We start from the raw sequence: 10,435 nt of genomic DNA on the forward strand, positions 1-10,435 counted from the left end.
GCTACCTGGTCAACCCCTGGTTCGGCCTGCTCGCGGGCATGGCGGGCGGCGCGCTCGGCGGTCTGCTGCACGCGGTCATCACCGTCACCTTCGGCGTCGACCACATCGTCTCCGGTGTCGGTATCAACCTGCTGATCCCCGGTATCTGCGCGTACGTCAACAAGATCTACTACACCGACTACGTCTCCGCCGGTGCCGGTGCCAACCAGTCCCCGCCCGCCGACTCGCTGCCGTACCTCACGGTGCCGGGGCTGTCGCACTGGCTGGACACCATCGAGTCCCACCACTGGTTCCTGGTCTCGGACGTCGCGGGCATCCTGGGCGGTGTGACCACCAACCTCTCGGTGGTGATCATCCTCGCCGCCGCGCTGATCGTCGCCAGTTACTTCGTGCTCTGGCGCACGGTCTTCGGGCTGCGCCTGCGCTCCTGCGGTGAGAACCCGACGGCCGCCGAGTCGCTGGGTGTCAACGTCTACAAGTACAAGTACCTCGCGGTCATCGCCTCCGGTGCCTTCGCGGGCCTCGCGGGCTCGTACCTCTCGCTGGTGGCGGCCCACTTCTACAAGGACGGCCAGACCCAGGGCCGCGGCTACATCGGCCTCGCCGCGATGATCTTCGGTAACTGGATGCCGGGCGGCCTGGCCGCCGGTGCCGGCCTGTTCGGCTTCACCGACAGCCTTCAGCTGCGCGACGCCGACTCGGTGCACGTCCTGCTGATCGTGGTCGCGGTCGTGATGGCGCTGATGGCACTCTGGCAGCTGTACCGCCGCAAGATCACCGGTGCGGTCGTCAGCTTCGTGGTGGCCGGCGGTATGGCCATCTGGTTCGTGGCCACCGACTCGGTGCCGCGCCCGCTGATCGTCGCCACGCCGTACGTGATCACCCTGGTGGTGCTCGCGCTGGCCTCGCAGCGGCTGCGTCCGCCGAAGGCCGACGGTCAGATCTACCGCAAGGGCCAGGGCAAGTGACCACGACCCGGACTCCGGACTGGGAGCAGCTGCGGGCCACCGCCCGGGACGCGATGTCGCGCGCGTACGCGCCGTACAGCAAGTTCCCGGTCGGGGCCGCGGCCCTGGTCGACGACGGCCGTACCGTCGTCGGCTGCAACGTGGAGAACGCCTCGTACGGGCTCGCGCTGTGCGCCGAGTGCGGCCTGGTGTCCGCGTTGCACGCCTCCGGCGGCGGCCGGCTGGTGGCGTTCACCTGTGTGGACGGCGCCGGGGAGCTGCTGATGCCGTGCGGCCGCTGCCGCCAGCTGCTGTACGAGCACGGCGGTCCCGAGCTGCTGGTCGACCTGCCCGCGGGCGTGAAGACCATGGCGGAGCTCCTGCCGGACGCATTCGGGCCGGAGCGGCTCTAGCAACGGTTCTTGTTACGCGCGTAGAGTGTCGCGAGAAGACTGAAACCCGGTCTTTTCGCGGCACTCTCCGTATTTCGACCCTCGGTATCCCGATTCTCGTTTCCCGCGGCAACTCCTCGCAGACGAGTCGCCGATCGCATGTGAGTATCTGACCCACCCTCTTGGAGATTCCATGTCCATGGACGCCCCCTCCGTCATCCGGACCAAGCGCGACCGCGGAGAGCTGACCGATGCCCAGATCGACTGGGTGATCGACGCCTACACCCGCGGCGAGGTCGCCGACGAGCAGATGTCCGCCCTGGCCATGGCCATCCTGCTGAACGGCATGAACCTCCGCGAGATCAGCCGCTGGACGGACGCGATGATCCGCTCCGGCGTCCGGATGGACTTCTCCGCGCTGGGCGTGCCGACCTCCGACAAGCACTCGACCGGCGGCGTCGGCGACAAGATCACGCTGCCGCTGGCCCCGCTGGTCGCCGCCTGCGGCGCGGCCGTTCCCCAGCTCTCCGGCCGCGGCCTCGGCCACACCGGCGGCACCCTGGACAAGCTGGAGTCCATCCCCGGCTGGCGGGCGCTGCTCTCCAACGACGAGATGATGACCGTGCTGCGGGACGCCGGCGCCGTCATCTGCGCGGCGGGCGACGGCCTCGCCCCCGCCGACAAGAAGCTGTACGCGCTGCGCGATGTCACCGGCACCGTCGAGGCGATCCCGCTGATCGCCTCCTCGATCATGTCGAAGAAGATCGCCGAGGGCACCGGCGCGCTGGTCCTGGACGTCAAGGTCGGCTCCGGCGCCTTCATGAAGAACCTCGCCGACGCCCAGGAACTCGCCCGCACCATGGTCGGCCTCGGCACCAACGCGGGCGTCAACACGGTGGCCCTGCTCACCGACATGTCCACCCCGCTCGGGCTCACGGCCGGCAACGCGCTGGAGGTCCGCGAGTCCGTCGAGGTGCTGGCGGGCGGCGGCCCGGCCGACGTCGTCGAGCTGACCATCGCGCTGGCCCGGGAGATGCTCGCCGCGGCGGGCGTACAGGGCAAGGACCCGGCGGACGCGCTGCGCGACGGCTCCGCGATGGACCACTGGCGCCGCATGATCACCGCCCAGGGCGGCGACGTGGACGCCCCGCTCCCGGTCGCCCGCGAGCAGCACGTGATCACCGCCTCGGCGAGCGGCGTGCTCACCCAGCTCGACGCGTACGCCGTGGGCGTCTGCGCCTGGCGCCTGGGTGCGGGCCGCGCCCGCAAGGAGGACCCGGTGCAGGCCGGCGCGGGTGTCGAGATGCACGCCAAGCCCGGTGACACGGTCACGGCGGGCCAGCCGCTGCTGACCCTGCACACCGACACCCCCGAGCGCTACGACTACGCGATCGAGGCCCTGACCGGCGGCATCGGGATCTCCCCGGCCGGTACGGCCTTCACCCCGAACCCGATCGTGCTGGACCGCATCGCGTGATCCCCTGGTGTCCTGCCGACGTGCGCCGCGGTCAGGCGTACGTCAGCAGGACACCGGTGTCGATCGTCCAAGGGCCGACGGTGACGGTGTCGCCGAACGCGAAGTCCTTGCGGGAGGCGTAGTTCGGCTGGTCGTGCACGATTCCCGTGCCCTTGCGCGGGTCGACCAGCAGGTAGAGCGGGATGCCCATGGCCGCGTAGTCGCGGACCTTGTTCTCGTAGTCGTTCCCGGGGTTGGACTTGGAGACCACCTCGACGACCAGCAGGACCTCATGGGGCATCAGAGCGGGCGATTCCTCCTCCAGCGCCTTCTCGGCGAAGACCATGAGATCCGGGCAGCGGAGCCGGCCCAGCCCGACATCCTCGAGGTCGGCGCCCGGGTGGGCGAGGAACCCGGGGTGGGTGCCCGGCAGCTGCGCGTTCAACTGGCGGGCGATTCTGAGTACCGCCAGCTCGTGCCGCCTGACCGGCGACATCATCATGACGATCTCGCCGTCGGCGATCTCCACCTTGCTTATCCCGGGGATCTGCGGCAGTTGATCGGCGATCTCCCGCAGGCGGGCGTACACAGCCGGATCGATGCTCATGCCCGGAGTGTATCGACGGCGGCCGCCCGCCGGACGGCGATGGCCTGCCGGGTCGCGTAGAGCGTGACGCCGACGGCTGCGGCCATGGCGGCGAGGCCGACGGCCGCCGCGCCGGTCCACCCGGTGGAGTGGTACTCGTCGGCGCCGATGGTGCCGCCGAGGCTGTTGCCGAGGTAGTAGGCGATCAGGTAGAGCGCGGAGGCCTGGGCGCGGCCGTGGGTGGCGGTGCGGCCGACCGAGGACGAGGCGGTGGCGTGGCCCGCGAAGAACCCGGCGGTGATCAGGACCAGGCCGAGCAGTGCGCAGACCAGTGAGTCGGCGAGGGACAGCAGGAGCCCGGCGGCGGTGGTGCCGATCGCCGCGTACAGGGCGCCGCGCCGGCCGAGGCGTCCGGCGAGGCGTCCGGCGCCGGCCGAGGTGGCGGTGCCGACCAGGTACACCACGAAGATCGAGGCGGCCACCGACTCCGGCAGGTGGAACGGCGCGGCGGTGAGCCGGTAGCCGACGGTGTTGTAGACCGCGCCGAACACGGCCATGAAGAGCAGCCCGAGCGCGTACAGCCGCAGCAGCAGCGGATTGCGCAGGTGGGCCGCGACCGTACGGGACAGGGCGCGGGCGTCCACCGGGGCCCGGCGGAAGTTCCGGGCGGCCGGGATGAGCAGGCGGAAGGCCAGGGTGGCGAGCAGGGCCAGCACGGCCGAGGCGGCGAGGCCCCAGCGCCAGCCCCAGGCGGCGGCCGCCCAGCCGGAGACCAGCCGCCCCCCCATGCCGCCGATGCTGTTCCCCGCCACGTACAGACCCATCGCGGAGGCCAGCGCACCCGGGTGGACCTCCTCGGCGAGGTAGGCCATCGCGGTTGCGGGCAGGCCGGCCAGCGCGGCGCCCTGGAGCACCCGCAGGACCACCATGGTGGCTAGGTCCGGCGCGAAGGGCAGCGCCAGGGCGAGGACGGACGCGGCCACGGTGGAGGCCGTCATCACGGCGGTGCGGCCGAAGCGGTCGGAGAGGGCGCTGGCGGGGAGCAGGGCCAGGGCCAGTCCGAGGGTGGCTGCGGAGGCGGTCCAACTCGCCTGCCCCGGCGTGAGGTTGAGGTCGGCAGAGAGGATCGGCAGCAGGCCCTGGGTGGAGTACAGCAGGACGAAGGTGGCGATACCGGCGGCGAACAGCGCCAGGTTGGCCCGGCGGAACCCGCGCTCGCCGGGGCCGTGGCGCAGGTCCTGGACCTGGTCCGCGGCGGCGCCGTCGGAGGCGTCGGAGGGCCCGGGTACGGAGGGCGCGGTGGCGCAGGGTCCGGTGGCGCAGGGTCCGGGTGCGGCGGCGGCCGGCTCGGCGGGAACTGGCTGGGGGCGGGCACCCGGTCGTGCTGCTGCGGATGCCCCCGTACTGGCAGGCGACATGGTTCGAACGTAGGACCGCTCGGCTGATGCGTCCAATACATGAATGGCGCAGAATCGATGCCATGACGCATGAGAGCAGTTTGCGGCCGTTGTGCCTGGCCGAACTCGGCCAGGACTCGGCCGTCGCCCCGTTGGCACCGCAGTTGGCCCAGTTCGCGGCGGTCGCCAGGCTGGAGCACGTGACCCAGGCGGCGCAGCTGCTGGGTATGCCACAGCCGACGCTCTCCCGGGCGGTGGCCCGGCTGGAGGCCGAACTGGGCCTGGACCTGTTGGCCCGTCAGGGCCGTACGGTCCGGCTGACCAGGGCGGGCCGGTTGCTGCTCGGCTCGGTCGAGCGGGCGCTGGGCGAGCTGGAGCGCGGTGTCGAGCAGGCCCGCGCGGAGACGGACCCGGTGACCGGGCGGGTGGCGTTCGGCTTCCTGCACACCATGGGGACGGACGCGGTGCCGGCACTGCTGCGGGGCTTCCGGGCGGAGCACCCGCAGGTGCGGTTCCAGCTGGTGCAGGACTACGTCGCGGCGATGCTGGAGCGCCTGCGCGCGGGCGAGTTGGACCTGTGCCTGGTCGCGCCGCTGCCGGACGCGCCCGACCTCACGGCCTGCCCGCTGGACGAGCAGCGGCTGTACCTGGCGGTGCCGTCCGACCACAGGCTCGCCGGGCGGCGCCGGATCCGGCTGGCCGAGGTGGCGGACGAGCCGTTCGTCACGCTGGAGCGGGGGTACGGGCTGCGCTTGATCACGGACGCGTTCTGTGCGGAGGCCGGGTTCACGCCCCGGATCGCCTTCGAGGGGGAGGAGGCGGAGACGCTGCGCGGGCTGGTCGCGGCCGGACTCGGGGTGGCACTGCTGCCGCCGGGACTGGTGCCGCGCCCCGGCGTGGTCGAACTGGAGGTGACCGCACCCCGGACCCGCCGGGCGATCGGTCTGGCCTGGGTGACCGGCCGCCCGCTCACCCCGCCGGTGGCGGCGTTCCGGGACTTCGTCCGCTCCCGGCGCGGGCGGCTGCTCGACCACGACTAGGCCCGGTTTGGACGGAGCTGCCCGGACAGCCCTGCGCCCCCGCCGGGGTGCAGGGACGCGGGGCGGGTGTCAGGGCTGGGGGACCAGCGCGCGGGTGTCGGCGGGGAGGTCCGCACGGGTGGTGCGGCGTTCGAGCGAGGCCGACAGGACGGCGAGGACCAGGGCGGCCAGCGTCATCGCGGCGCCCGCCAGGTTGGGGGCGGTGTAGCCGTAGCCGGCGCTGATGACCAGGCCGCCGAGCCAGGCGGCCAGGGCGTTGCCCAGGTTGAACGCTCCGACGTTGACGGCGGAGGCGAGGGTGGGGGCGTCCGAGGTCTGGTCCAGCACCCGCTTCTGGAGCGGGGGCACGGTGGCGAAGCCGAAGGCGCCGAGCAGGACCACGGTGATCGCGGCCGCGACCTGGTTGTGGGCGGTGACGGTGAACAGCGCCAGGGTCAGGCTGAGCGCGCCGAGCGAGACGTACAGCAGCGGCATCAGCGCGCGGTCGGCGTACCTGCCGCCGAGCAGGTTGCCCACCACCATGCCCGCGCCGAACAGGACGAGCAGCCAGGTCACCGAGGAGTCGGCGAAGCCCGCCGAGCCGGTCATCATCGGGGCGATGTAGGTGATCGCGGCGAAGACCCCGCCGAAGCCGAGCACGGTCATCGCCATCGCCAGCACCACCTGGACGTTGCGGAAGGCGGCCAGCTCGCGGCGGAGCAGGGTGGCGGCCCCGGCGCGGGGCTGGTGGGGGATGAGCGCGGCGATCCCGGCCATCGCGACCACACCGATCGCGGCGACCACGCCGAAGGACGCCCGCCAGCCGTAGTGCTGGCCGATCAGGGTGCCGAGCGGGACGCCCACCACGTTGGCGACGGTGAGACCGGTGAACATCATCGCCAGCGCCGCCGCCTTGCGGTTGGGGGCGACCAGGCCGGCGGCGATCACCGAGCCGATACCGAAGAACGCGCCGTGGGCGAGCGAGGCGACCACCCGGCCGACCAGCATCAGGCCGAACGTGGGCGCCACCGCCGAGAGCGCGTTGCCCACGATGAACAGGCCCATCAGCATCATCAGCATCCGCTTGCGGGGTATCCGGGTGCCGAGCACGGTGAGCAGCGGAGCGCCCACCAGTACGCCGAGCGCATAGCCGGTGACCAGGATGCCGGCGGTGGGGATGGACACCCCGTAGTCGTCCGCCACCAGCGGCAGCAGTCCGGTGATCACGAACTCGGTGGTGCCGATCCCGAAGGCACCGATGGCCAGGGCCAGAAGTGCTAGGGGCATGGGACTGTCCTCCAGGGGTGTTTGCATACGAGCTTTACCAGCTTCAACAATAAATGCAGGCGCTGGATACCTGCAAGCGCGGGCTATTTCGGTCCGGGGCTATCCTGGTCCGCAGGATGTTGCGAGGAGGTCTGTGCGATGTCGATGTGGCACGGCGACAGGGCGGGTGCGGTGGGGCCCGGCGGCCAGGAGTGGCACGGGGGCGGGCGCGAGAGTGAGCGCGAGGACGGGCGCGGGGTCGAGGGCGGAGCCGAACGCGGGCCCGGGGCAGCGGGCCCTGGCCACGGCCTGGCCCAGAGCTGGTGCCTGCTCATCGCGCTGCACGGCCGGATCGAGGCGCAGGTCGAACGCGCGCTGCAGGCCGGGCACGGGCTGAGCGTCCGTGAGTTCTCGCTGCTGGAGGTGCTGAGCCGTCAGCATCCCGGCGAGGGCGGGCACCTGCGGATGGGCGAGGTCGCCGAGGCGGTCATGCTGAGCCAGAGTGCGACGACCCGGTTGGTGTCCCGGATGGAGGATCGCGGACTGCTGTCCCGGTACCTGTGCGCGGACGACCGGCGCGGCATCTACACCGATGTCAGCCCGAGCGGCCTCGTCCTGCTGGAGCAGGCCCGGCCCACCAATGACGCGGCGCTGCGCGAGGCGTTGGACGAGGCCGGCCGTCGCCCGGAGCTGGTGCCGCTGGTGGAGGCCGTCCGGGCGCTGTAGGGCGTTGCGCTTCGGGGGCTCCGGACGGCCGGGCTCAGGGGTCCCGGCTGGGCGGCGCGCCTCGTCCGCCGGGCGCGCCCCCCTGAGCGCCCGTCCGGCTGCATCGCGGGCGTCGAGGGGTGATCCTCTTGCGCTGTCCGGGTGATCGGCATAGTAAATCTACGCGCGTAGGGGCTACACTCCCGCAATGGAGAAGCAGATCCCTGTCGCTGCGGGCACTACAGGCCCCCGCATTCCCACCGCCGACCAGATCGCCCGTGCCCCGAAGGTGCTCCTGCACGACCACCTCGACGGCGGGCTGCGCCCTCAGACCATCGTCGAGCTGGCAGCCGCCTGCGGCTACGAGGGGCTCCCGACCACCGACCCCGCCAAGCTCGGCGAGTGGTTCCGCGAGGCCGCCGACTCCGGCTCGCTGGTCCGCTACCTGGAGACCTTCGCCCACACCTGCGCCGTGATGCAGACCCGTGAGGCGCTGGTCCGGGTCGCCGCGGACTGTGCCGAGGACCTGGCCGCCGACGGTGTCGTGTACGCCGAGGTCCGGTACGCCCCCGAGCAGCACCTGGAGGCCGGCCTCACCCTCGACGAGGTGGTCGAGGCGGTCAACGAGGGCTTCCGCCTCGGCGAGGCCAAGGCCCGCGCCAACGGCCACCGGATCCGGGTCGGCGCCCTGCTCACCGCGATGCGCCACGCCGCCCGCTCGCAGGAGATCGCCGAGCTGGCCAACCGCTTCCGCGACCAGGGCGTGGTCGGCTTCGACATCGCCGGCGCCGAGGCCGGGTACCCCCCCACCCGCCACCAGGCCGCCTTCGACTACCTCAAGGGCGAGAACAACCACTTCACCATCCACGCCGGTGAGGCCTTCGGCCTGCCGTCGATCTGGGAGGCCCTGCAGTGCTGCGGCGCCGACCGGCTCGGCCACGGTGTGCGCATCATCGACGACATCACCGTCCACGAGGACGGCCGGGTCGAGCTGGGCCGCCTGGCCGCGTACGTGCGGGACAAGCGCATCCCGCTGGAGATGTGCCCGACCTCCAACCTGCAGACGGCTGCCGCGACGTCGTACGCCGAGCACCCGATCGGCCTGCTCAGCCGGCTGAAGTTCCGGGTCACCGTCAATACCGACAACCGGCTGATGAGCGGCACCAGCATGAGCCGCGAGTTCGGGCACCTGGTCGAGGCGTTCGGCTACACCCTCGGTGACATGGAGTGGTTCACCGTGAACGCCATGAAGTCGGCCTTCCTGCCGTTCGACGAGCGGCTCGCGATGATCAGCGACGTGATCAAGCCCGGCTACGCCGAGCTCAAGTCCGAGTGGCTGTTCAGCACCGGCGCCTGACGGTGGACCGGCGCCCGGGCGGTCTCCCGGAGCCGCGTCGGGTGTTGACGCGGCCCCGCGGCGCCCGAAACGGCGTCTGACCGGCGGTCGGATGGGCGCGGGACCGTCGCCGGGGCCCCGCGTTCATCCGACTACTCACCCATGTGAGTTAACGATCGTTGTACCTCCCGGAACCTTGTCACTACGGTGTGCCAGTCACTGTTGACACGGTGTAGCGGCGAGTGCCCCCGGATACACCCGCGCACCGGCCACCGACGAGGACCGAGGACCAACTGATGAAGCAGGCCACTCTGAAGGCTGCCGGAACCGCGGCGCTCGGCGTCGCGCTCGCGGCGGCGGCTGCCGGTTCCGCCTCCGCCGCCACCGGCGGTGGGCTCGGGCTCCCGACCAGCGCGCTGAGCCACTCCGACGCGCTCACCGGTGCCGCCACCAGCGCGACCGGCAAGCTTCCGGCGGCTGCCCCGGTCACCGAGGCGGTCGGCAACCTCAACTCCGGCGTCGGCTCCTCGCTGGCCCCCGCCGCTCCCGCGGCCCCGGCCGCGCAGGCCCCCGCCGCCGACGCGGCTCCCGGGGCCGACCCGGAGGCTCCGGCCGCCGCCACCAAGGCGGTGACCCGCGCCGGCCTGCCGGTCCCGGGTGCGGAGGGCCTGAGCAAGCTGCCCGGTGTCGGCACTCTCACCGGCGCCCTGCCCGGCGGCATCCCCGGCTGATCCCGCTGGACCGCGCGAGCGCGGTTCCCGGCGGTGCCCGCAGCGGCACCGCCACCGCCGACTCGGGCACTCCGCACGCCCGAACGCCCCGAAGGGCCGCCTGGACAGGCGGCCCTTCGGGGCGTTGTCGTGCCGGGACCGGTCGGGGTGGCGGGCGGTTCACGGCTCCTGGGGGAGCAGCAGCCACAGGGCCAGGTAGATCAGGAACTGCGGGCCGGGCAGCAGGCAGGAGACCAGGAAGATGATCCGGACGGTCCACGCGGAGAGGCCGAAGCGGTCGGCGATCCCGGCGCAGACACCGGCGATGACGCGGTTGTGGCGAGGACGGGCAAGCACGCTCATGGAGCTCTCCGAAGTCTTTCGGCCCGGTCCCGGTCTCTCCGGCGGGCATGACTCAATCTTCGGATTTCCGGCCGCTCCGAGCGTCGGCCGCGATGCTGATCCGACCCCCTGAACTCTCACCGGGGCGGCCCGGCGGTGGCTCAGGGTCGGCTCAGGGATGGCCCCTGAGAACCGGCCGGTGGGCGGCGCCCAGCGGGGCGGCGACCGTGCTCAGCTGCGGCGCCGGGGTGGTGCCGGGCGTCGGCACCGGCGCGTCCG

General features: G+C 72.4%; 11 protein-coding genes. 7 read left to right on the forward strand and 4 right to left on the reverse strand.

Going from position 1 to position 10,435, the window contains the following annotated elements; translation table 11 throughout:
* The 3 genes from UK12_RS30280 to UK12_RS30290 all read left to right on the forward strand — a co-directional run.
* The coding region (locus UK12_RS30280) for an ABC transporter permease (protein WP_045306403.1) at positions 1 to 968 on the forward strand (968 nt) is incomplete at its 5' end.
* Positions 965 to 1,360 (forward strand): cytidine deaminase, encoded by a 396-nt coding sequence (locus tag UK12_RS41765; protein ID WP_045306404.1) that lies wholly within the window; start codon positions 965 to 967, stop codon positions 1,358 to 1,360. The genes UK12_RS30280 and UK12_RS41765, both read left to right, overlap by 4 nt.
* Positions 1,361 to 1,532: 172 nt before the next feature.
* On the forward strand, positions 1,533 to 2,816 hold the full coding sequence (locus UK12_RS30290) for a thymidine phosphorylase (protein ID WP_045306405.1): 1,284 nt from the start codon (positions 1,533 to 1,535) through the stop codon (positions 2,814 to 2,816).
* Positions 2,817 to 2,847: 31 nt separating this feature from the next.
* Here UK12_RS30290 and UK12_RS30295 read toward each other — a convergent pair whose 3' ends face one another.
* Together UK12_RS30295 and UK12_RS30300 are read right to left on the reverse strand one after the other, a co-directional pair.
* Complete coding sequence (locus UK12_RS30295) at positions 2,848 to 3,402, reverse strand: Uma2 family endonuclease (RefSeq protein WP_045306406.1); 555 nt, start codon at positions 3,400 to 3,402, stop codon at positions 2,848 to 2,850.
* Positions 3,399 to 4,799 (reverse strand): MFS transporter, encoded by a 1,401-nt coding sequence (locus UK12_RS30300; RefSeq protein WP_082120073.1) that lies wholly within the window; start codon positions 4,797 to 4,799, stop codon positions 3,399 to 3,401. The genes UK12_RS30295 and UK12_RS30300 overlap by 4 nt, the downstream gene beginning before the upstream one ends.
* Positions 4,800 to 4,861: 62 nt before the next feature.
* Here UK12_RS30300 and UK12_RS30305 point away from each other — a divergent pair, with 62 nt between their 5' ends.
* Positions 4,862 to 5,818: a LysR family transcriptional regulator gene (locus UK12_RS30305; RefSeq protein ID WP_045306407.1), complete on the forward strand. Its 957-nt coding sequence runs from the start codon at positions 4,862 to 4,864 to the stop codon at positions 5,816 to 5,818.
* Between the two features lie 69 nt (positions 5,819 to 5,887).
* Here UK12_RS30305 and UK12_RS30310 read toward each other — a convergent pair whose 3' ends face one another.
* Positions 5,888 to 7,084 (reverse strand): MFS transporter, encoded by a 1,197-nt coding sequence (locus UK12_RS30310; protein WP_045306408.1) that lies wholly within the window; start codon positions 7,082 to 7,084, stop codon positions 5,888 to 5,890.
* Positions 7,085 to 7,222: 138 nt separating this feature from the next.
* Between UK12_RS30310 and UK12_RS30315 the strand changes: the two genes are divergently transcribed.
* The 3 genes from UK12_RS30315 (at position 7,223) to UK12_RS37035 (ending at position 9,835) form a co-directional block, all read left to right on the forward strand.
* A complete protein-coding gene (locus tag UK12_RS30315; protein ID WP_231591449.1) occupies positions 7,223 to 7,789 on the forward strand; it encodes a MarR family winged helix-turn-helix transcriptional regulator in 567 nt (188 codons plus the stop codon).
* A gap of 187 nt (positions 7,790 to 7,976) precedes the next feature.
* Positions 7,977 to 9,125 carry an adenosine deaminase gene (locus UK12_RS30320; protein WP_045306409.1) on the forward strand — a complete coding sequence of 383 codons (1,149 nt, stop codon included), beginning with the start codon at positions 7,977 to 7,979 and terminating at the stop codon, positions 9,123 to 9,125.
* 275 nt (positions 9,126 to 9,400) lie between these two features.
* Positions 9,401 to 9,835 (forward strand): hypothetical protein, encoded by a 435-nt coding sequence (locus UK12_RS37035; RefSeq protein WP_052682302.1) that lies wholly within the window; start codon positions 9,401 to 9,403, stop codon positions 9,833 to 9,835.
* Between the two features lie 159 nt (positions 9,836 to 9,994).
* On the opposite strand, the gene UK12_RS30330 is transcribed toward UK12_RS37035, so the two are convergent.
* On the reverse strand, positions 9,995 to 10,177 hold the full coding sequence (locus UK12_RS30330) for a PspC domain-containing protein (protein WP_045306410.1): 183 nt from the start codon (positions 10,175 to 10,177) through the stop codon (positions 9,995 to 9,997).
* Positions 10,178 to 10,435 lie beyond the last annotated feature (258 nt).

The sequence above is a fragment of the Saccharothrix sp. ST-888 genome (genome assembly GCF_000955975.1).
Classification (GTDB): domain Bacteria; phylum Actinomycetota; class Actinomycetes; order Streptomycetales; family Streptomycetaceae; genus Kitasatospora.